General features: G+C 35.8%; 23 protein-coding genes and 1 riboswitch. Of the genes, 4 read left to right on the plus strand and 19 right to left on the minus strand.

Annotated features, from left to right (window positions below; translation table 11 throughout):
- Nucleotides 1-48: 48 nt before the first annotated feature.
- Nucleotides 49-681: a CBS domain-containing protein gene (locus ACFSCX_RS18860; RefSeq protein WP_377929787.1), complete on the minus strand. Its 633-nt coding sequence runs from the start codon at nt 679-681 to the stop codon at nt 49-51.
- A 236-nt stretch (nt 682-917) separates the two neighbouring features.
- Here ACFSCX_RS18860 and ACFSCX_RS18865 point away from each other — a divergent pair, with 236 nt between their 5' ends.
- From ACFSCX_RS18865 to cotJC, 3 genes are read left to right on the plus strand one after another with little or no spacing between them, the layout of a single operon-like run.
- Complete coding sequence (locus ACFSCX_RS18865; RefSeq protein ID WP_377929788.1) at nt 918-1,148, plus strand: spore coat associated protein CotJA; 231 nt, start codon at nt 918-920, stop codon at nt 1,146-1,148.
- Nucleotides 1,145-1,405: a spore coat protein CotJB gene (locus tag ACFSCX_RS18870; protein ID WP_377929789.1), complete on the plus strand. Its 261-nt coding sequence runs from the start codon at nt 1,145-1,147 to the stop codon at nt 1,403-1,405. Before ACFSCX_RS18865 ends, ACFSCX_RS18870 begins: the two co-directional genes overlap by 4 nt.
- 21 nt (nt 1,406-1,426) lie before the next feature.
- Nucleotides 1,427-1,996, plus strand: a complete 570-nt coding sequence (cotJC, locus tag ACFSCX_RS18875) for a spore coat protein CotJC (protein ID WP_377929790.1) — start codon at nt 1,427-1,429, stop codon at nt 1,994-1,996.
- A 59-nt stretch (nt 1,997-2,055) separates the two neighbouring features.
- Here cotJC and ACFSCX_RS18880 read toward each other — a convergent pair whose 3' ends face one another.
- From ACFSCX_RS18880 to ACFSCX_RS18900, 5 genes are all read right to left on the minus strand, one after another.
- The gene (locus ACFSCX_RS18880) at nt 2,056-2,514 is read right to left on the minus strand and encodes a DUF2663 family protein (RefSeq protein WP_377929791.1); all 459 of its coding nucleotides are present in this window, start codon (nt 2,512-2,514) and stop codon (nt 2,056-2,058) included.
- Between the two features lie 91 nt (nt 2,515-2,605).
- A complete protein-coding gene (locus ACFSCX_RS18885; RefSeq protein WP_377929792.1) occupies nt 2,606-3,256 on the minus strand; it encodes a LysM peptidoglycan-binding domain-containing protein in 651 nt (216 codons plus the stop codon).
- Between the two features lie 4 nt (nt 3,257-3,260).
- Entirely contained in the window at nt 3,261-3,848 is a 588-nt protein-coding gene (locus tag ACFSCX_RS18890; RefSeq protein ID WP_377929793.1) for a CPBP family intramembrane glutamic endopeptidase, read from the minus strand.
- The gene (locus tag ACFSCX_RS18895; RefSeq protein WP_377929794.1) at nt 3,823-5,367 is read right to left on the minus strand and encodes a RecQ family ATP-dependent DNA helicase; all 1,545 of its coding nucleotides are present in this window, start codon (nt 5,365-5,367) and stop codon (nt 3,823-3,825) included. Before ACFSCX_RS18895 ends, ACFSCX_RS18890 begins: the two co-directional genes overlap by 26 nt.
- Complete coding sequence (locus tag ACFSCX_RS18900; RefSeq protein WP_377929795.1) at nt 5,364-6,407, minus strand: YpbB family protein; 1,044 nt, start codon at nt 6,405-6,407, stop codon at nt 5,364-5,366. The genes ACFSCX_RS18895 and ACFSCX_RS18900 overlap by 4 nt, the downstream gene beginning before the upstream one ends.
- 396 nt (nt 6,408-6,803) lie before the next feature.
- On the opposite strand from ACFSCX_RS18900, the gene ACFSCX_RS18905 reads away from it, so the two are divergent.
- Nucleotides 6,804-7,052, plus strand: a complete 249-nt coding sequence (locus tag ACFSCX_RS18905) for a 4Fe-4S domain-containing protein (protein ID WP_377929796.1) — start codon at nt 6,804-6,806, stop codon at nt 7,050-7,052.
- Between the two features lie 272 nt (nt 7,053-7,324).
- Here ACFSCX_RS18905 and ACFSCX_RS18910 read toward each other — a convergent pair whose 3' ends face one another.
- The 13 genes from ACFSCX_RS18910 to resB form a co-directional block, all read right to left on the minus strand.
- Complete coding sequence (locus ACFSCX_RS18910; RefSeq protein WP_377929797.1) at nt 7,325-8,323, minus strand: M23 family metallopeptidase; 999 nt, start codon at nt 8,321-8,323, stop codon at nt 7,325-7,327.
- A gap of 95 nt (nt 8,324-8,418) precedes the next feature.
- Nucleotides 8,419-9,672: a hypothetical protein gene (locus tag ACFSCX_RS18915; protein ID WP_377929798.1), complete on the minus strand. Its 1,254-nt coding sequence runs from the start codon at nt 9,670-9,672 to the stop codon at nt 8,419-8,421.
- The gene (sigX, locus tag ACFSCX_RS18920; RefSeq protein WP_377929799.1) at nt 9,647-10,198 is read right to left on the minus strand and encodes an RNA polymerase sigma factor SigX; all 552 of its coding nucleotides are present in this window, start codon (nt 10,196-10,198) and stop codon (nt 9,647-9,649) included. Before sigX ends, ACFSCX_RS18915 begins: the two co-directional genes overlap by 26 nt.
- A gap of 118 nt (nt 10,199-10,316) precedes the next feature.
- Nucleotides 10,317-11,000, minus strand: coding sequence for an ECF transporter S component (locus ACFSCX_RS18925; RefSeq protein WP_377929801.1), 684 nt, complete (start codon nt 10,998-11,000; stop codon nt 10,317-10,319).
- A complete protein-coding gene (locus ACFSCX_RS18930; RefSeq protein ID WP_377929803.1) occupies nt 10,976-12,661 on the minus strand; it encodes an ABC transporter ATP-binding protein in 1,686 nt (561 codons plus the stop codon). Before ACFSCX_RS18930 ends, ACFSCX_RS18925 begins: the two co-directional genes overlap by 25 nt.
- Nucleotides 12,649-13,563, minus strand: a complete 915-nt coding sequence (locus ACFSCX_RS18935) for an energy-coupling factor transporter transmembrane component T (protein WP_377929804.1) — start codon at nt 13,561-13,563, stop codon at nt 12,649-12,651. Before ACFSCX_RS18935 ends, ACFSCX_RS18930 begins: the two co-directional genes overlap by 13 nt.
- Entirely contained in the window at nt 13,524-14,234 is a 711-nt protein-coding gene (locus tag ACFSCX_RS18940; RefSeq protein WP_377929805.1) for a DUF4430 domain-containing protein, read from the minus strand. The genes ACFSCX_RS18935 and ACFSCX_RS18940 overlap by 40 nt, the downstream gene beginning before the upstream one ends.
- Nucleotides 14,235-14,257: 23 nt before the next feature.
- Complete coding sequence (locus ACFSCX_RS18945; protein ID WP_377929806.1) at nt 14,258-14,896, minus strand: class D sortase; 639 nt, start codon at nt 14,894-14,896, stop codon at nt 14,258-14,260.
- Complete coding sequence (locus ACFSCX_RS18950) at nt 14,862-16,625, minus strand: DUF4430 domain-containing protein (protein WP_377929807.1); 1,764 nt, start codon at nt 16,623-16,625, stop codon at nt 14,862-14,864. The genes ACFSCX_RS18945 and ACFSCX_RS18950 overlap by 35 nt, the downstream gene beginning before the upstream one ends.
- 117 nt (nt 16,626-16,742) lie before the next feature.
- A riboswitch (cobalamin riboswitch) is annotated at nt 16,743-16,928 on the minus strand.
- Between the two features lie 102 nt (nt 16,929-17,030).
- Nucleotides 17,031-18,803 carry an ATP-binding protein gene (locus tag ACFSCX_RS18955; protein ID WP_377929809.1) on the minus strand — a complete coding sequence of 591 codons (1,773 nt, stop codon included), beginning with the start codon at nt 18,801-18,803 and terminating at the stop codon, nt 17,031-17,033.
- Nucleotides 18,800-19,516 carry a response regulator transcription factor gene (locus ACFSCX_RS18960; RefSeq protein WP_377929810.1) on the minus strand — a complete coding sequence of 239 codons (717 nt, stop codon included), beginning with the start codon at nt 19,514-19,516 and terminating at the stop codon, nt 18,800-18,802. The genes ACFSCX_RS18955 and ACFSCX_RS18960 overlap by 4 nt, the downstream gene beginning before the upstream one ends.
- A 72-nt stretch (nt 19,517-19,588) precedes the next feature.
- On the minus strand, nt 19,589-20,776 hold the full coding sequence (ccsB, locus tag ACFSCX_RS18965) for a c-type cytochrome biogenesis protein CcsB (protein ID WP_377929811.1): 1,188 nt from the start codon (nt 20,774-20,776) through the stop codon (nt 19,589-19,591).
- Nucleotides 20,777-20,792: 16 nt separating this feature from the next.
- Nucleotides 20,793-22,409: a cytochrome c biogenesis protein ResB gene (gene resB / locus ACFSCX_RS18970; protein ID WP_377929812.1), complete on the minus strand. Its 1,617-nt coding sequence runs from the start codon at nt 22,407-22,409 to the stop codon at nt 20,793-20,795.
- Between the last annotated feature and the right edge of the window lie 177 nt (nt 22,410-22,586).

Below are 22,586 nucleotides of genomic sequence, written 5' to 3' on the forward strand. Positions count from 1 at the left end.
TACTTACATTTATGTAAACAAGGGGGGGAACATGATTAAACTTATCATCTAGTCTTCATAAATGTCTAGAACTCTAAATCCAGCACTTTCAAGTTTTTTGATAAATTTATCAAGATTATCCTTCTTTTCAACTTTCATGACAATTCTTCTTACAAGCTTATCTGTTTCATCAAAAGTTGCAATGGAAATTATTTTTTCATTGAAATGCTTTGTAATTTCAGCAAGTCTTGCGATTCTTCCTTCTGTTTCAACAGATGTGAAGGCGATTCGAACTCCTGGTCTATGCATTCCAAATGCACTTTGGAATTGTTCCAACACATCCGATCTAGTGACAACGCCTAAATAATTTAAATTCTCATCAACTACAGCTAATATTGGCATGTCTTTCAACATAACTAATGTCTTCTCGAAAATTTCTTCCCCTTGCAAATATATATCCTGTCTAGTTGCGATATCTCCTGCTTTTGTTTCCGTTAAGTATGTTTCTTTCGTTTGTGGGGATTCAAAGAAGCACTCATATACATGATATCGAGTTACCATCCCTACATACTTCCCATCTTTAAGAACTGGTACTCCATCAATCGAGTGTTCTTCTAGTTTTTTTAACGTAGATTCAATTGAATCGGTAAAATCTACAGTAAAGCTATTGTGTTTAGGGATCATGATACTTTTAACAAACATGTAAAACACTCCTTTTTATTTGATCAGAATGTCCTTCTGAAAATTTCCAACCCCAGCCCTCACCTTTAATTCAGTACCTATTATGTTATGTAGCTTCTAAAGTATATTCAACAGGGGAGTAATAAAAACCTTCTCATCTATGACATTTTTATTCATATAGTACCATACAATGAATTGAGACATTATCGATAAAGACAGATACCTAGCACATCAAGATCACAAGGAGGGTGTCTACAATGTACACATTGTATAAAAAGTACTATCCATATGTTGGCCCATTTGATCCATGTCCACCAATTCGTGTGAAAACTTACTCGACTCCGCCAAATCTTTACGTTGGGTTTCAGCCTTATAACCTTCCACAGTTTTCACCTAAAGAAGCTCTTTATAAGGGAACATTATGGCCTGCATTCTATGATCCTTATTACAACCCTTATGAAAAACCAATGAGGGAGGAAGTTCAATGAAGCAACTACCACCAGAGTTTTACTCATTAATGGAGGAACTTCAAGCAGTAGACTTTGTTTTAGTTGAATTAACTCTTTATTTGGATACACATCCTGACGACTATGAATCTATTAGGCAGTATAATACGTTTGCAAAACAACGTGGCCTCCTCAAAAAGAAAATAGAATCGTGTTATGGCCCGCTCCAGCAATATGGAAATAGTTACTCTGGCTACCCTTGGAATTGGGATGATGCTCCGTGGCCGTGGCAGTTATAAACGAAGGGGGAATATACTTACATGTGGATTTACGAAAAAAAATTACAATATCCCGTTAAGGTTAGTACTTGTAACCCGACGCTTGCAAAATATTTGATAGAACAATATGGTGGAGCAGATGGAGAGTTAGCTGCTGCCTTACGTTATTTGAATCAGAGGTATACTATTCCTGACAAAGTTATTGGATTACTAACTGATATTGGAACTGAGGAGTTTGCTCATTTAGAAATGATAGCGACGATGATTTATAAGTTAACAAAGGATGCTACGCCTGAACAATTAAAAGCCGCAGGTCTCGCTCCACATTATGTAAACCATGACAGTGCCCTGTTTTATCACAATGCAGCAGGCAATCCATTTACGACTGAATACATTCAAGCAAAGGGAGATCCTATTGCAGATTTGTATGAAGATATCGCCGCTGAAGAGAAGGCTCGCGCAACGTATCAGTGGATTATTAATATGAGCGACGATCCCGATTTAAATGACGGTCTTCGCTTTCTCAGGGAGCGAGAGGTCGTTCACTCACAAAGGTTTAGAGAAGCCGTTGAAATCCTAAAAGAAGAAAGAGATAAGAAAAAGTTTTTCTAATGAAAGAGGTATGTACTATTTAATAGACTTTAAAGCTGAATGATTGTTTCATTCAGCTTCTATTTACTCTCATGATATAAATTAATATCCTTTTCATTTTTCATTGTACGGAATACATGACTCCTTTCATCCCATCCAAACGGATATTTCCATTGCAATGGACTTTTTTGGATGATTTCTATTCTAAGATCATGGTACTCCTTTTCAGCCTTATCCTTCTTCTTTTTTAGGTAAGATCCAGTTCCACCTAAAAATAGTAATAAAAAAAATAGTCCAAATAAAGTAGAATCATGAACAATCGCTACAAACATTTTTTCAGCATTCGTTGAGTATGGTTCAATTATGAAATAATTCATATAGGCAAATAACAATAAAAAGATAAAAAGCGAACTCCAAGTACATAGGATGAGTTTTTTCTTATACCGATCAAATTTAATCTTATGCTCTGTTACTTTTTGAAGCATGATTTTAGTTGGTTCGTCAGTAAGATCATTAAAGTCTTTGATAAACTTTTCCAAATCCTCACCCCTATACAATCTATATCTTGTCTATATATATTCGATTGATGAGAAAAATAGTCATAAAAAAAAGAATCCTAAATGAGAATTCTTATTTTTGGGCCTTTATTGGAATTTTCAAAACTCGACCAACCTCAATATCGTTTCCATTTAAGTTGTTCCATTGCTTAATTAGCTCTTCACCTGTTCTACTTTTATAGTAATGTTGCGATATCGAATATAAAGTTTCTTCTTGCTTGACTGTATGAAAAACAATATCATAATTTGTCTTCTTTACATCATTGTCTTGCTGAGTCGAAGTGGGTTCAGGCACTTGAGTTACTTCTTTTACTGTATCAGATTCACTCGATCCTTGATCTTGACTTATCTGGTCTACCGACTCCGTTTTTGATGAGTTCTTCGTTTCAGTTTGCATTTTTTCTTCTTTTTTATCTAATGATATTTCTTCCTTGTAATCTGAATTCGGATTAGACGCCGGCTTGAAAGTAGGTTCTTGGTTATTTAAATAATAGTTAATACTAAGCAGAGCAATTGGTAACAAAATAAATAGCAACATTAACATTCTTATGATTGGATACTTTAATTTTATTTTTGTCTTCTTTTTTTCGTCCTTCGCTTTATGAATTTTACTTCTAGGGGGAAGCGTGAGCACATCTTGATTAGGTGTTTCATCCCCTTTAATATTGTCCATTCTTTCCCGTAGATGCTGAGCTTGATCCCTTACATCCTTTTCATTTGTCATAACCTCACCTCTTTTTTCCTTTCAGATACTCCATTCGTATTTTAACCCCAAAGAAAAAATCAATTAAAAAATGAGCAAAAATCGTAACATAGAGATTAGCAGTCCATTCATATAACCAACCTAGTAAAAAGCTTAAAGCAGTCACAATGATAAATAATAACCATTTTTTTAAATACCTTATATGTGTAATGGCAAATAATATACTTGCCAGTGATAATCCAAGGTGAGTTTGAATCACTCCTCTAAACAACCATTCCTCTGTAATAGCAATAATCCAACACAGAACAAAAATATGGAAAATAGAACGGTTTTCAAACACTTTTTTATTAATTCCACCGTCATCAAAATAGGAGATTGGAAATACTTTCATTAGCCATAAATCTAATAATACAACAGATATTCCAGCAATTCCTCCATAAACGAAGATCTCTATTCCATCCTTCTCAAAAAGGAATAAAACTTCCTCTAGGCTATCGAACAAAAAAAAGGCAAATATAGATGCGATTAGGAATAATACAGCTTGCGTCATATATAAATGAAAAAGAATTTCCCTGTCGGTCATTTGCTTAATTATTTCGGACTGATTTTTCATGTACTCCACTCTCTTTAAGTAATATCATTTTTAATTCATGTTGCCAATTCAAATAGTGGTTATTTTCCGAGTTTTTGTCCGACTGCTTGACATATATTTCTTCTTCATAGCCACAAATGTCACAGCAAGGATAAACAGTGGTCGTCTGTTTCTCATTAAACAATGATAGATAGGTCCTTCTTCTACATGTTTTACTTTTTATCCAAGACCTCATTTCATGTAGCTTGAGCTGTTTATACTGAATTCTTTTATGGGTCATATTCATGATATGAGTCGTAATGTCTTTCTTGTTCAACTGTTTTAAGACACGATTATTGAATATCCATCCATTATCCTCCAAATGGTACTTAATATATCTCCACCCTGTCTCTGTAATAGTTGATTGTGTGAGTAGCCATTCTTCATTTATCTCTTTACCAGGAACTATTTGTTCATTAATGATAGTTAATATGTGATCAAGCTCGTCCACACTTGGGAATTCTTGCATCATTAAAATCTCAGGAAGGTCATCGTCATCAGGTGAATAAAGAAGTATTGCTGTACTTTTGTCTCCATCTCTACCTGCTCGTCCAATTTCTTGAAGGTACGACTCAATTTGACCAGGGTAATGAAAGTGAATAACATAGCGAACATTTGGTTTATTAACTCCCATTCCAAAGGCATTGGTACAGCATATAAGTTGTAATTGGTCACTGATAAATTGTTGCTGAATGAGAAGTCTCTGCTCATTATCCATTCCGCCGTGGTAAAAAGCGACGCCTTCAACTCCAGCAGACTGAAGCAATGTACAAATATGCTCTGCCCACTTTCTACTAGAAAAGTATATCATTCCAGGTCCTTGCAGCTTTTTTACTAGCTGAATTAGCTTTTCTTTTTTATCGTCATTTGAAGCGAGTTCTTCCACTTTTATTGAAATATTTTGTCTATCAATTGAATGAATGTGAAATGAAATATCGGTTAATTTCAAAGCAAAAACAATGTCTTGTAAGACTTGCTCAGTTGCTGTTGCCGTTAATGCTAAACATGTGGGATGGTCTAGGTCTTGGAGCACTTCATGTAATTTTAAATAATCGGTTCTAAATTCATGTCCCCACTGCGAGATACAATGAGCTTCATCTATAACAAATAATGAGATCGTTAATTGCTTCAATCTGTTAATAAAATATTTGTTTTGTAACATTTCTGGAGATACGTATATAAATCTATACTGGTTTAAATTATTTAATACTTTCTGACGTTCTTCAAACCGTAAAAAGCTATTAATGGCAACCGCTCTCTTTTCGCCAATTAACTGAAGTTGCTGTACCTGATCCTCCATTAATGATAAGAGTGGCGACACAATAATAGTTGTTCCCGTACTCATATACCCTGGCAATAAATAACAAAGTGATTTTCCTGCACCCGTTGGAAGTAATGCAAGCACATTCTGACCACTTAACACATCTCCTATTATTTCTTCCTGGCCAGTACGGAAAGATGAATAACCAAATTTTTCTTGCAATATGTCATGTAGTTTCATACAGAACCACCTACTTTTGCTAGAACAAGTCTTATTTGAAAGTAACTTACATCAATTGAAAGAGCTTCTTTTACTACCTTGAGCTGATTTGTTTTCATTGTACGTATACAATCCTCAATTAATCGAGCTTGGTTATCATCCACAAAATGAGAAATACTAAACTCTGAATATTGGTGGGCAATTTCAACAACATGGTCTTCTATCGTATTCTTTTTCAATTTTCTAATCATCGAAATTTCATCAATTGAGTAGTCACGACATAATAACTGGTAAGTTTTTTGAGTTGATGCCGTAAGAGTCATGATACGTTGTTTTTTCTCTGTTATTATTTGTCCTAAGATTTGAAAATCTTCCCTATTCTTTTCAACTTGATGTAATATAAAATGAAGGGTTGAAATAAATTGTAATTGCACTTCATGGGAAGAAATAGATAATAAATTTGAAATCTGTTCATTTGTAGAACCGATACGTTTTCTTCCTGTTAATTTTCGAACAAAAATTGTAGCCTGTTGATCGGTTAATTTACTTAGGCAATTATATAGTTCACGATACAATGTATTTGCTATCTCTTCTCTAGGAAGTGATTGTTTTGTAAGAAAATTCTTGACCCATTGCAAAACGTTTGGATCCCTTACAATCGGAATAAAACGGTTATTAAAGTGAATGATATTCGATAAGGTTTGTATCAATACACAAAGCCTGTCCCAAAAGATAGAAGCGATTGGAGAATAAAGCCACCCATTAAGAAATAGACTTCGTTCACTTTGAAGATACATTTTACCTTTTGTAGTGATGATATAGGACTTTTTAAATGTTTCGATGTAGTTGTTTTTGTATAAATACTCAATTATTTCCTCAAGCACGGTACGAGATATTTGGGGTAATATTCCAAAATACGGTTTAATATTGTATAGATTCGCATCCTGAAGGGTTTGGGATGATCGTTTTCCTTTATATAAATGAAATATTGAATAAATAGACCGCTCTCCCTTTAATTGATCTAAACAACGAAGAGTAACCAACATTATTAAATGATTCAAATTATACACCCTTCCCACTTTCTTCTTTCTATTTTAGCAAACTTTTGGAGAAAATGGTTTAGTTTATAATTGGATGTGTTGGGTATTAATATAGTGTAAGACACAACTTGAAGAAGACTTAATTTGTTGGCTAATCCTTACTGCTTTTAAACATTGTTATATTATAAACATATTATAAAATAAGCTAAACTGGTCCAAACCCTTGTGTGATAAGCATTCTCAATGACTTTATTGTTGAAAAGTTGGCCAAACAGTTTTACAATAATGAATGTGGAATGCGTTTTCGTCTACTGGCTATGTTAATATGGGATAAATAAATAGTACAGCTAGATGTCACAAATAGGCGGTATCCAAACATAAACTAATTGTGTAATATTATTCAGGAGGTTTTTTCAAATGGCAAAGTATACGATTGTTGACAAAGAAACTTGTATTGCATGTGGAGCTTGTGGTGCTGCTGCACCAGATATTTATGACTACGATGATGATGGTATTGCATTTGTTACCCTTGATGATAATCAAGGTATCGTAGAAATTCCGGAAGTACTTGAGGAAGATATGATGGATGCATTCGAAGGTTGTCCTACTGACTCAATTAAAGTTGCAGATGAGCCATTTGATGGAGACGCACTTAAATTTGAATAGTTGTAATCCTTTGGAAGCCTCTGATAATCAGAGGCTTTTTTCTTTGCGAACTGTTAACAGAAAGTGATCTGCAATATAGGATGCTCGATTTTGAAAAATTTCCAATTAACATTTTAGACTACCTGTGTTTTGTGACCATTATTCCCTGGCTATACATGTCTCACTCCATCAAAAACTAAGCCATTTCCCCCAAAATATAAGTAATACTTTCGATCTATTTTGATAAAAATGGCAATTAGATGCATGGAAAAAGCGATTCGGAATATGTTCAGCTATGTCCCTTTTGATACAAGTAAAATTTGGCTCGGAAATACATGATCATTTTTTAAACCATTTAGATGAACAATTTCTTCAACTGATAGTTGAAGCTCCTTACCTATTTTAGGCAAGGTATCTCCACTTTTCACAATATATACCTTCTCCATGTTAGGATATAATGATAGATGCTGCCCTGGGACTAACATGTCAGAAGTTAAATTGTTCCATTTAGCAATTGATTGGATGGCAACCTTATATTCCTGAGACAATTCCCATAAAGTCATACCTTCTGTTACAACAATTTCTACACTTTTTTCAAGAAAGGAATGATCAACATCAGATGATTCTACCACTAGTGAACTTGAAAGAATAAACCCCTCTGAATGCTGAACCATCATCCATCCAGAATGATCTTGCTTTTGATCAATTTCCTCGAGTTTGGCTACTTGGATAGCTTCCTTTTTCATTTCCATCTCTTTATTTACTCTCATTTCGATTAATACCGATACATCCAGAGCTTGCAAAGGATCAATAGCATTAGATTTGGAATAATTCCATGTTCCCTTGTGTACTTCAAAGTGCAAGTGTGCACCTCTTGATCTACCCGTATTACCGACATGGCCAATTAACTCTCCTTTTTTGACCTTTTGTCCTTTAACTACAAATCGCTTATTTAAATGGGCATAAACTGTCTCAAAGCCGTTTGGATGTGAGATAAACACTACATGTCCGTATGAAAAAGAATAATATGATTTAGTGACAATTCCATCCTCAACTGAAACGGTCTCGGTTCCTGTTGGAGCGGCTATATCCAAACCGTGATGATTACCACTTCTTGAACCATATAAGTCACTGATTTCACCAAGAGCTGGCCAGACCCAATCTTTTGTTTCCTGAAATTTATATGTATTTTCATTTTGTTCTGCTTTAACCGTCTTAACACTCAAAAACATACAGGCAATACAAAACCCCATAATTATTACAACTAAAAGTCTTTTAGAAATGTCCTGCATTATGATCCTCCTAAAACGTAGTAAGTCAATCGATAACACTTTATGAGGACATGTTAAAAAGTAGACCAAAAAAAAATAGAGGTTACAAGAACCTCTTATTCGACAGGTATTGAAAGTAGGTTAGGAGAAACGGGAACTTGGTTTTTAATGGGTTCTCCATTTTCTGTAGACAACTTATAATCTGCAATCATCTCAATGTTAGCATTCTCAAATTGGACCGTCTCCATTCCAAATTCCTTTGCTGTTAACATAATCGCATGCATCATAGAAATATATGGTTCACCATTTAGTACCGTAGTACCTTCTTCAAAGAAGATGGTTGCATTTGTCCCTTCAATCGCCACGTTACTTATGATGATATCGGCAGGAATAGATGGCTGTAGTCCATAATCTGGTATCTCGCTTTTCATATCTTGCAGTGCTTGTTCCAAACTTTCTCTTGGGTCTGGTGAAGGAACTAAGAACATTGGTTGCAACGCATCGAATTGGTACAAATGGTAGCCTTTATTCGTAATTGAATGGATCGGAATCGTATCTACCTCTCCGTAATGACTAAAAAACACCTTTGTGCCTTTCTCTGTTACAAGCTCAGCTTCTGTATAGCCTAACCATCTAAAGGTTTCTTGAATGGATTGCAAAAATACGTTCTCCGTTAGACTCCCAGTACCTATACCAAGATTATTTTCAATTGGAATTGTCACAACAACCTTCTTGTTACCATCTTCCAATTCAACCTCTGAAAATGTTATACCTTTAATAATCGCTTCACTAAGTCCAATATCTTCTTCACGTATATTGTGAAGCAGCTGTTGTAATTGTTCAAGACTATTACCTCGCTCCAAAGGGGCAAGTATACTAACTGGAATAACATTCTGTGCATTTGTATCAGGGATTCCAATGGTTATCAGCGTTCGATCACTAAAATCAGTTACAACGTTTGTATTTGCGACAGGCGCAGTCATCATAATCATGTTATTTGAATCACTCTTGGAGCCTTCATCAAATGAATCTGCATTATCCATGATTCGACTTTCACTCTTATCTTTAGCGCCTGTTATCCCGACATCTTCAATTGATTCAGACGTTGAATTCTCTGTAGCCATATCTTGCACACCGCCGAATGGACTATTCAAAAATGTAGATCCTAAAACGAGTAAAAGAGTAACTGCTGCAGCAGTGGCAAGACTAGGAAGGATCCAAGAAGGTTTACGTGAAAATCGAGCTGGCTCTTTATCTAGCCGTGAGGCAATCTTATTATATAACTCTTGCTGCTCCTGTCTATCTTTAACTCGTGGTAGATTTTGAAGTAGTTCTTCTAGCTGCTTATCGCTCCACTCTGATTTTTTCACTATCCATACCCTCCTTTTCCATAAGCTGTTCCATATGAACTTTTAATAGTTTCAAAGCGCGGTGTTGTGTAGTCTTCACTTTGCTTTCTGTCCAACCAAGAGCCCCTGCAGTTTCAGCAATCGACATAGATTGGATATATCGTAAAATGATTACTGTACGCTGATCTACTGAACAATAGTTTAGACATTGATACATCATCTTAATCTCATCGTTTTGCATTGCCACTTCTTCAGGAAGCGGACTATCATCTTTCACTTGTTGTGTGCTCCAATCAAACGTCTCTAATAGACGCTGCTTCCAACCCTTTTGTTTTCTAAAGTGGTCAATAGCAACGTGCCTTGCAATCGAAAATAACCATGTTTTCTCACTACTCTTACCTTCAAAACGATCATATGATTTTAACACTTTTATATATACTTCTTGAACGAGGTCTTCCGCTTGTTCACGATTTCTTACCATATAAAAGAGAAACTGAAACAAATCGTGATGATATTTTTCATAGAGCTCTTGAAAAACGGTGTTCATGTCTTACCCTCCCGTTCATTACATTAGTCGTATTTGTGATTAAAAAGTTACACTCCATTTCTATACTAGTATCAAATGAAAAAAAAAGGAAGAATATTTTCATATATTCTTACCTTTCTCATACTAAAATCCCATATTTTGTTTTAAACCTTGTTAATATCTTTTCCCAACTTTTACTAAATAGTAGTATGAATACGACATTAGAAATAGCATGCCTAAGATCAAAGTAAAAACTGGAAGAAAAATAGACGAGAATTACTTTCCAATCAATTGAATCCATAAAGCCTACAATAAACCACAAATTCATAAACCAACCAAATGCAAATCCAACTACAATTCCAAAAATACTCTGACCGAATATTTTCTTCATAAAAGGGTGATTCCTAAAAACGCCTGCAAAAAAACCAATCATTCCCCAAGCGTACATTTGCCATGGTGTCCATGGTCCTTGACCAAGTAGCATGTTTGATACTAACGCTGCTGTTGCCCCAATTAAAAAACCACTTTCGGCACCAAATACAAGGCCACTAATTATAATGACAAAAGTAGTTGGTTGAACACTTGGAATCGCAGCAAACGGCACCCTACTTAATGCAGCAATTGCAGCCAATATTGCAATGATAACGATCTCCCTACTAGTCACCTTCTTACGTTCAAACCTTAGAAAAAACGGAACAATCGCTAAACAAATCATGAGAAAACTAATCCATATAAAGGAATTTTCTAAAAATAAAGCTGAAGCAATAAGAGTAAGAAATAAAAGAATCGAAGAAATAATTAATAATAGTAAGGATGATCCCATGTTCGATAGACCTCCTCAAGGGTAATAACCTCTGGCCATTCTTTTAAATTCCTCGTAAGTCTGCCGAGAACAGTCGTATAATAAAAATTCCCCTTGAAAAACTGTCTCGTTCTTTCTACAGCAGCAAAGGTTTTCTCAAAGAGTAGCGCGCATGTATGAGCATTGGCAGCTGCAAATTCTAAATCGTGCGTTACCATTATAATGGTCTTTCCTTTATGATGTAACACCGAAAGCCACTTTCCTAGCTCAGTCTTAGCATGTGGATCAAGTCCCTTAGTTGGCTCATCAATTAATAATACGGACGGATCAGTAAATAAGAGACAGGCCAATGCCACCTTTTGAATTTCTCCACCACTTAAATCGTGAGGGTGACGATCAAAAAGATTTTCTAATCCAAATAACGTAACCAATTCCTTAATTTCAGGGGTCTTCATGCTTTTCCCAACGGAGTTAGCTGTATATTGAAGCTCTTCCTTAACCGAATCGTGAAGAAAATAAGCCTTAGGTGATTGCGACAAATAGCCAATAGACTTCTGAGCCTCGCTTTTTTTTAGGGATCCAATTGGATTATTTTTGTAATACACCTTTCCAGAAGTAGGCTTTAGGATCCCAACTAATAGCTTAATCAATGTTGATTTTCCTGTACCATTTTGCCCGACAATACATAGAAAGTCATTTTGGTTAATTGAAATTGATAGATCATTAAATATCTCATCGTCACCTTTTTCATATCGAAATGAAACATTTTTACAGGATAAGATAGGTAGATGAGAAGGAGGCTTCTTCTTGTCATCTATATCTTGCAAGTTTTTTCTAGATGGGGCTGAAAAACTTAAGAAGGCTTCTCTTGCTTCTTTCACTGATAAAGGTATTTCTTTTTGATCTACTGTTGGAACATAGTTAAGGTAAACTTGAGGAATCGTTGGGAGTAACGATGTTAAGTAAGTCTCGCTTTGTTCCCAGCACTTTTTAATTACTTCTCGCGGAGTATCATCCCATAACACTGTTCCTTTATCTATCATGATAAATTGGTCAGCGACCGGTATAAACTCATCTAAACGATGTTCTACAACTACAATCGTCATTCCAAATTCTTCGTTTAATCGTCTCAGTAATTGAATTAATTCCTTTGATGTTACTGGATCTAATTGGGAAGTTGGCTCATCAAGTAATAGAATTTGCGGCTGCATTAATAAAACCGAAGCAATATTTAGAATTTGTTTTTGTCCACCAGATATATTGGAGGTTTTCATCTCCAAAATGTCCTGAAGTCCAAAGAATTGAATAAGCTCTGCTACTCTCCGTTTCATTTCATACGTAGCTAATCCTAGGTTTTCTAATCCAAACACTAATTCATGTAAAACATCTTCCATTACGATCTGATTTTCAGGATCTTGAAATACAAATCCTATATCGGAAACAGACATTTCTAAATCAATATCAGCAATCGGTGCTCCTTTATATAAAAGCTCACCAGATCTGTGACCGTATGGAGCAACTTGTGTTTTTATTTGTTTTAAAAGTGTTGATTTTCCGGATCCACTTGGTCCACAAATTACAACAAAATCACCTTGATGAATCTTTAATGAAACATTATTTAAGGTTGGCTTCATTTCATTAGGAAAAGTAAAATTATATTGATTAAACGTTATGATTTCCATCGTATCCACTCGCGTCCTTCAACTAATAAAGGTAATAATAAATAACAACAAAAAAACAATAAATGAATGTATTGCTGTGGGCCCATTTCAACATTACTTAATTCTGGATATATTATTAGTTTTCCATATGAAAGAAATAACATGCCCACCAAAGGAATGAGTAGTAAAATAACGAGAGTAACAACATATATCGTATCCCGTTTTTTCCATTGGAAATGATCATAGGATGATCTTTTCTTTAGTCCATATCCTCTTGCCGCCATTGAATCTGCGGTTTGTATAGCTTCTTCTAAAGACCAAGTTAACAGAACTTGTATATATAGTAAGCCATTCTGTATCTTCCCCTTTAACTTCTGCCCTCCAAGAACAATTCCTCGCCGTTTTTGTACAATCATGATCTCACTTAACCTTCTTCTTAGTATTGGGATAAAGCGAAGACTAAGTAAAACCAATAAGGAAGTCTGTGGAAACAATTTCCCAAATAAAAATAAGAACCTTTTATGATCAATTATGATTTGATAGGAAAAAAACAACATAATCATTCCCATTAATGAAAGAGCTAGCATAAAACCATAGAGAACTCCTTCAAGCATAATAGGATAACTGTAAAAATAAAATAATAGATGTGATCCTCTTCGGTTAAGAAAAGGATTCATGATGAAAATAACCAAACCCATCAAGAGCAGAAAAGGGAGTGTACGAAGTAGTTTCTTTCGATTTCCATGAACAAGATTTATTACAATTATGATAAGGATAGAAAAGAATAAATAAAGCGGATGAAAAAATATAGTAAGATATAACGCTGCACCTATATAGTATAAGAAACTTCCTACTGGGTGAATCGATTGAAAATAGTATTTTTTTATTCCACGTCTTCTCCGAGATTTTCCGTATATACCCAACGTATTTCATCCTCATTTACAACATTATAGATTCCAGCACTTTTTGTAGGAACCTGATTATTGACTCTAAATACCCACCCACTCATAGGACCGTGATCAAATTCGAAAAGGTTGTTTATTGCTTCTATATAAGCATTTGCGTTTCTACCTCTAACACTGACTGGTATTCCCTTCTCCTTTGCAATTTTCATTAAGACACTTAACACAGTATCTCCTTCATCTATAGGGACTGTGGTTTTAGCGAAAATTGTTTCCCCATCCTTCCCAGTAATTGAAAGTGTAACATAATCTTTTTTTACTGTTGTAGGAGTTTTATTTTCAGTTGGTGTGTCTTGTTTAGTCACCTTGGAATCTTTAGATTGTTCTTTATTATTGGATGATGAAGTTGAACTCGTATCAGCTTGCTCTTTTGGCAACTCCGTTTTTTGATTTTCTTGTTTTTGATTGTTCTGTTCTTCCTCTGATCCTGGATGGTCTTTCATTTCTTCCGATTCGCTGTTTTCCTTATCAGAAACAGTTGAATCCAATGTTTCTTTTAGTACAGGAGATTGTGGTTGATCACTCACACTATCAGTTACATGTTCTCTTGCTATATAGTCCTCATTGTGTACATTTCCACAGCCAGTTAGTAAAAGGAAACATACAAACATAGAAGTGAACCAATTTCTCATTCCTAATCATCCCTCATTTTTAATTAATAGGTAGGTGTGGCATATACAATGTATCGTTTTGGCGCATTACCAATCATATGAAATGGATAGCAAGTTATTAAAACTAGTTCTTCTGTTGGATACGTTGGAATAATAATTGTCCGATCATCTTTATCAACAATTTTCGTTTTCGTTATTTTATATGAGAATTTTCCCTCTTCTAATTGAAGAATAACTTCTTCTCCAATATCTAGATCCCCCAATCTCCTAAACACCGTATCTCGATGTCCAGATAAAACGATTTGGTCATTTTCGGTAGGTAAAGCGGTCCCAGGGTAATGGCCGACACCTACGTCTAGTGCGTCTTCATCAATTCCCGCTACAATTGGCAAATTAGCGGCTAATGAAGGGAGTGACAAGATTCCTAATACCTTACTATTAGTCTCAACTGAATTAGAATTAGTATCTTGTACTCTATCATGAAAATCCTCTGATATTTGTAATTGTACAATTGGTTTTTGTACAACTCGATTTGCATGCTCTAAAGCGTTGACTTGGGATTCTGCTTTTGACCATAGGTCAAAGCATCCAATTAATATAAAAAGAAACCCTCCTGCCATAAACAAGAGGGGAGATTTAGTTTTCAGTTTAGATAGTACCTTGTTTTTTTCTATTTGAAACATACATAACAGCTCCAATTAGTAAAAGTAGTAAACCTAAAAGAATAATGTTATATGCATTAGTAGCTGTTTCTGGTAATGGTTTTCCTTCTTGTGTTGGCTGAGGTTCCACCACTGTCTCGTCGTTACTATCAGTAGTTTTCAATGGTAAGTTGTAAAGTGAGCCCTCACCATTTAGGAATAAATGGTATGCTACGACTCCTCTAAAGGCTTGATCAGTTGAGAATACGTCACTTACCTCTCCTCCTTGATAGTCAAAGCCACCATCAGCGTTTTGGAAGGTTAATAAGTAACTCACGATTGACTGACCATTGTTTGAAAAAAGTTCACTCGTTGGATTCATTCCTAAGGCTGTTAATGCAATAATCACTTGAGCAGCCGTAGAGCTATTGTTAACTTTTGAATCTAAGTACTGTGCTGATAGATATTGAACAGCAAGATCAATCTTGGAGTTGACATCTACTTGATTTTTATAGGGAGCAAGTGCCGTTATTACCATTGCTGTCGTATCTATATCACTGCTTTCGCTGCCATCCCATGCCCAGCCACCATCTTGATTTTGATTCTCTATGAGAGAACTAACTAGCTTTTCTCTCGTCCAAGTAGCAGTCTTTGGAACTTCAAATTTAGCACTATCTAAGGCAAGAAGAGCAAAAATAACCCCGTTTAAACCTTGCTTCGTAACATCCCCATTATAAATATGTTCAACTAGGTTATATCCTTCGAAGTCTGTAGGATTCCCTCCTGCTGCTAGTATTCCTAACGTATATCTTTCATAATCCGTTATTCTAGTAAATTGACCTTCACTAGTTGTTACCACATTTTTAACTTCTTCTAAATAGGATGCTGGTATCTCTTTTCCTGCTTTACTAAGCCCAATAACTTCCCATTCACCTATATTATTCGCTAATATATACTTTGTAGCAAGATTAACGGTAGATTGTAGCTTTTCAGAAGTAATAACATCTACTGGTTTTGTTTCCGGTTTTGTTTCAGTTTCTCCTGAATTTTCCTTTTCTGGCGCTGAGGTTTCCCAAGATTCATATTGGAATGTTATCTTATCACCAGATTGTAGCTTATAACTATCTGCACCAACAGTTGCCATTTCTCCATTTACATAGAATGCCCAATAATAAGTACCCTCTGCTGCTAGATTATTTACAGCTGTAATCATTTTTCCATATTCTGATTCACTAAATAGAACATTTTCTACACCTAGAATTACTTGAAGTAGTTCAAATGCCGTTGGTTCATTCAGAAAAGAGACTTCACTAACTTCTTTCATCGTTCCTTTCTCATCATTTCCAATCACATTCAATGATACTGTTTTTTCAGGTGCTACATTCCAATCAATATATTGAAAGGTAAGTTTATCTCCATCTTGAACTATATAACTATCAGCACCCACTTGCGCTGTAATACCATTAATATAAAGCCCCCAATAATGAGTACCCTCTGCCTTTATTTCATTAATGGATGTAATATATTTCCCATATTCACTTTCTTCAAATAGTACATTTTCTGCACCAACAGCATCACTAAGAACATCAAATGCTGTAGCTCCTTCTGGAAAACTAACCTCTTTCTCTAACGTACCACTTTCTTGTGAACCTACGATTGAAACGATACTTGTATTTTCAGCTGCAAATATTGTTGGCTGGTAGCCACTCGATACAAAGGCTATCATTAGAAATAACAAGGTAAAAACTTTCAAACTTCTACTTACTATCATTTCCTTCTCTCCCTTACCATTAGAAATCCAAAAAAAAATCCCCACTGGGAGGGGATGATTCTGTTAAGAGGCAATCAAGGAAAAAAGCCGACTTAACACCCTCCTATCCGCGTAGGCTTTCGGTGTGAAAAACAGGCAGGTCTCCTGGCTCATGATCAACATAATCTACGCCTTCCCATCGTCTGACAGTGACATATTGTAGATTACTACCAATTACAGTGGCGGGACCGCGTCGGTATTTCACCGAACTTCCCTTTTAAATTAACATCATCACATGTTAATACCTATTTTATACACTATGAAATTACATTCATTTTAACAAATAGATTCATATTTTGTCTATGACAAATCTCATTTTGGTTTCTCATGAAACAAGAACATTCGCCAAGAGTAGCCTCAAATCAACTATTTTCGAGGTAAAAAGAAAGAAAATGTCGTACCTTCATTTATTTTGCTATGAACCGAGATATTTCCTTTATGTGCTTCAATAATATTTTTTACGATCGCAAGTCCGAGTCCCGTCCCTGTTTTCCCTCTTGTTCTTGCTTTATCAGCCTTATAAAAACGTTCAAACACAAAAGGTAAATCTTCATTTGGAATCCCCGTACCAGAGTCTTGAACATCTACTTTTAGTCCATCTGACAAGAGTGTAACCCGTACATTAACTTCCCCATTTGTGGATGTGTGTCTTATTGCATTATCAATGAGGTTTGTAAACACTTGTTCCATTCTATCGGGATCAAGGATAAAACTATCCTGACAGTTTTGACAGGTATAAGTAAGGGAAATGGACTTCTCCTTAGCTAAACCATGAAACTTACGAACCACTCGGTCTACAAAATCCTTTATATTGGTATGTTCCTCTTGAAGCTGTATATGCCCTGCTTCCATTCGAGCTAAATCTAATAATTCATTTACTAATCGACCCATTCGAAGGGATTCATCATAAATAACCTGAGCAATTTCCTTTTTCTCTTGTTCTGTTGCTGCGATATCATCAATGATGGCTTCGCTATATCCTTGTAGCATAGATATTGGGGTTCGTAGCTCATGCGAGACGTTTGCAATAAAGTCCTTTCGTAATTTATCTAGTCTTCTTTCTTCTGTCATGTCACGGATAACCGCCACAGCACCACGAATTTGTGTTCCATTATACAAAGGGCCCATTACAATAACCCAATTACGCCCTTGAAAGCTGAGCTCTATTAGTTGTTCACGTTCAGATGAAACTACACGTCCAAAAAGTTCTTTTACTTCTATCGGAACCTCAATGTCTGATCTAGATTCCATTCCTTGTTCATAGTACCATGCTTGTAAGAACCTCTCTGCAGGTGGATTTGAAATTTGCATCATACCATTACGATTTAGCGTAATCACTCCATCTGCCATACTGCTTAAAATACTAAATAATTGTTCTTTCTCATGTCTTAGTGCGTCAATATTTAATTTTAATTGTGTACCCATTTTATTAAAGGCAACGGCAAGTTCGCCTATTTCATCTCTTGTTAGAATAGGAAGCTTCGTTTCAAATCTTCCTTTCGCCATTTGGAAAGCAGCCTCTCTCATCCTTATTAATGGAGAGGTAATCCTCGTTGAGAGGAAAAAGGCAAAGAAGGTGGTTAGCATAAAAGCTATTCCAGCTGCTAAGAAAATGAGTTTAGTCGTTTGTTTAGTTGTTTGTTCAATTGCATAGAGGGATTGGTATAGAAATACAGCACTTTTAGGCTGTGATTCGATTGGAACCCCTACTATGATAATTTCATAATACGTGTCATTCTCCATCTTAAAGGATGAGAGTTCCGTTTTCATCGTAACCGTTCGTTGGTCAGTGAAAACCTTTGAAAGTACTGGATCCTCTTTAATATATGACAGCGGTATTTCAACCATTTCGTCACCTGAAGTTGAATACCAAAAGTGTTCCTCATCATCTACTATCAGTACCTTCGTTAACGGGTCAACTACCTCTGCTGAAATCGATTTTGCAAGTTCGTTATCTCCGTATGTATCCATGATCTTGGCAATTTTATTGGCTACTTGGGTAAGATCTTTTTCCGCTTCATTCACATGGTATTGTTCGAAAAACTCGAGGAGCATGATGGTTAGCATAAGTAGTACGAATGATACGAGTAATAGTATCGTCATCCATAGTTTTCCTACCACACTTCTCCAGAGCTTCATTCTTCTACAACCTCAAATTTATACCCAACACCCCAAACCGTTACAATCATTCTAGCTGCTGATTCAGATACTTTATTTAATTTCTCTCTTAGTCTTTTCACATGTGTATCGACAGTTCGAAGATCTCCGAAGAATTCATAATGCCAAACTTCCTTCAATAACTGCTCTCTGTCATACACTTTATCTGGTGACTTCGCCAGAAAGTATAATAACTCATATTCCTTTGGTGTTAATCCGACTTCTGTTCCATCTGCTGTTACTCGATGTGCATCGTTATCTATTGTTATATGAGGGAATACAAGTACATCCTTCGTATTTGTATCATTCTGCATGTACACCGCTTTTGAGGATCTTCTTAAAAGAGCCTTTACTCTAAGAACAACTTCTCTTGGGCTAAAGGGTTTGACAATATAGTCATCCGTTCCTACCTCAAATCCTTGAACTCGATTGGCTTCCTCTCCTTTAGCTGTTAACATAATAATTGGTGTAGCCTTTTTTTCCCTCAACTCCTTGCAAACTTCCATTCCATCTTTCTCAGGCATCATCAAATCTAAAAGAATAAGATCATAGTTATTCTCTAATGCTTTTTCGAGTGCCTCTTTTCCATTTTCAGCCTCTTCAATTTGATATCCTTCTCTTTCTAAGTACATTTTTAACAATCTGCGAATACGTTCCTCATCGTCCACTACTAGAATATTAACAACCTGTCCCATTTTTTCCACACCTCTTTTTAAAAGTATAAACCGTTTTTATAAAAAAGCCTTCACGATTGTGAAGGCTATTCATTAGGCATAAGAGTGTAAGCCTGCTAGTACTAAATTAACTACTACTAAATTGAATGTAATAATGGCAAAGCCACCAACTGCTAACCATGCTGATTTTTCACCATGCCATCCTTTAGATAAGCGCAAATGCAGGAACGCTGCATAAAATAAAAACGTAATTAGTGCCCATACTTCTTTTGGATCCCATCCCCAGAATCTAGTCCAGGCTATTTGAGCCCATATCATGGCAAATATTAAAGCCCCTAGAGTGAATATCGGAAACCCAATCGCAACTGATCGATACGTAATTTCATCTACTAGTTGAGGGTTTACATTTCTAACTAACGGCTGAAGTGCGGCAGCAATTCTCTTACGAAGTGCTAATCGTAGTATTCCATATAGAACGATACCAGCTAAAAGAGATAAAACTAACGTGTTTAATTTTCTAGGTGCGTCTTTGCCTTTCATCCACTCAGGTGCATTAACAAGAGGGTGCATCGTTTCTGTTGTTAGTTCCTTACCACCAGATGGTCCTATAACAGGAGGTATATTATACACTAACTCTACTTCCTGATTTAAGTTCGGGTCTGTATACGTAAAGACTGCTTCATACTTAACTGACGAGAACCCTACTGTTAACAGGATAAAACCAAAAACGCTCAAAATACTATATAGTACAAATTCTAACCAAAAAGTACTTTTACTTTTCACCGTCTGGTCTACCATCTTTATTAAATAGATAAGTCCTGATGCAAAACTGACAGCTAAAATAGCCTCACCAAGTGCAGCCGTCGTAACATGAATTAATAACCAATCACTCTGTAATGCTGGAATTAATGGTGCAATGTCACGAGGAAACATACTTGCATAAGCAATAATTAATAAAGCAACAGGAAGCGTAAATAAACCTAGAACACTACTTTTATAAATAAAGTAAATGACAATAAAAGATAACACTAGTGCCATTCCAAAGAACGTTGTAAACTCAAATAAATTACTCACAGGAACATGACCAGATGCGATCCATCTTGTGATAAAATATCCAAGCTGTGCTAGGAATCCACCAATTGTTACAATAATACCAATTTTGCTCCAACGATTTTCTTTTGTTTCACTTTTTTTGTCACGAATGGCTCCACCAAAAATAAATGTAGCGACCAAATAAAGAATAAAAGCTATATATAAAAAATTACTACTTAAGGCAACCACTACAATCCCCCTTAACCTAAGAATCTTCTGATTGATCAATTGGAACAGCAATATCTGTTCCATCTAATACTAACTCTAGTTCTTTCTTTAATCCATACCAATTTTTATTCGTATGACCAGCAATCCAATATTCATTGTTACCTTGTTTGCTAATCCAAATTCTGCGATGGTTCCAATACATCCCTTGAATGACACCAATCATGAAGATAGCTCCGCCAATGCCTAGGATCCAAAGTGTATGATCTTTTCGGACAGTTAGACCTGATACATTTTTCGTTTCAATCCCAGCAAACTGCATTTTATATTGGTTTTCACCAAGTGGTTCAATATTCTCTCGAATGGCAACAAAACTCACTTCACCTTCAGGAGTTTTTGGAGTAAACATCTTAAATACAAAGGCTGGGTTATTTGGCACTTTTGATTTTGATGCTGGATCTCCATCTGAATCAAAGTAGAAATCTGCAAAATAACTCATGAGCTCCACACGATATCCATTTCCTAGGTCGTATTCTGATTCAGGATCAAATAAATTAACTGTTAATGTACCAAAACTTTCTTCGGTTTCTTTTTTGATTAAATTAAACGACATTGTATTAAATTCTTGCAATTTATAATCCACTTGATAAAGTGCATAGCCGTCATGCTTTAACGGTTCATTTACACGAATTGGAAACTCCTTAATCATCTCAAGCTCTGGCTCAGCACCATGTACAATTTCGTCTGTACGTTTATAGAGAATCGCATCTGTTTGATAATTCTTTACTACGTTTCCAACCCGTTCCAACGCTGCATTAAATACCTCAGGATCTTTTTCTTTATCATATAACTCAAGTATAAAGGCTTCACTCTTCAAGTAGTATTTCCCTTCTGTTCCAGGAATCACTTCAGTGTCCCCTTCTCTAATCCAAAGGACTTCATCTAAATACATAGAAGGAACAAAACGAAGCATGGCTCCTATTAAAAATATAATAAGTCCAATATGATTCACATACGGCCCCCACCTAGAGAACCGGTTCTTTTCAGCTAGGAGACTTCCATTCTCCATTCGGATGTTGTATCTTCGCCCTTTCAGTTTCTCATGTATCTTCGAGAGTGTTTGTTCAGGATCATTAACTGTTGATTTCCCAAACAACTTCTGCCTCTTTAGAAACCCCTCATGACGAATTACACCTTGATTGTTTAAAGCACGGTACAGAGGAATAACACGATCCAATGAACAGATGACTAATGATATTCCAATCGATGCTATCAAAATCATATACCACCATGATCCATATAAATCATGAAATCCAAGAATATAATAAAGCTCACCCGTCCAGCCATATTGATCCTTATAGAATTCTTCAGGGCTAACTGTTGGCGGGATATACATTTGCTGGGGATAAATTGTCCCTAAAGCAGATGCTGCTAATGTAATAAAGATTAGCCATACACCAACCTTCACGGATGAAAAGAAATTCCATACTTTATCAACAAATGTTTTTTTATAGACTTGAGATCTGCGGGCACTACCATCATATCTCATGTCTACTAACTTGGTAGACGCTGTATCCTCCTGTAGTTTCCCACATGATTCACAAAGTACTGTCCCAAGTGGATTTACATGTCCACATTCACACTTTATATTTTCCATCTCTCTCACCTTCAAGAAAAACTAGTATTTATCCTACATTTACGCACGTTTATCCCCCCTAAAACAATGAGTAGAGGTATCGAAGAAGCTTTGGCGGGGGATAAACTTGGTTAAAAAGAGACTAAAACCGCCACTTCCTGTAGCCATGTCTATTTTCACAACATCCTGTTGGGTTCA

The organism is Bacillus salitolerans (assembly GCF_042680805.1).
GTDB classification, from domain to species: Bacteria; Bacillota; Bacilli; order Bacillales; family SA4; genus Bacillus_CJ; species Bacillus_CJ salitolerans.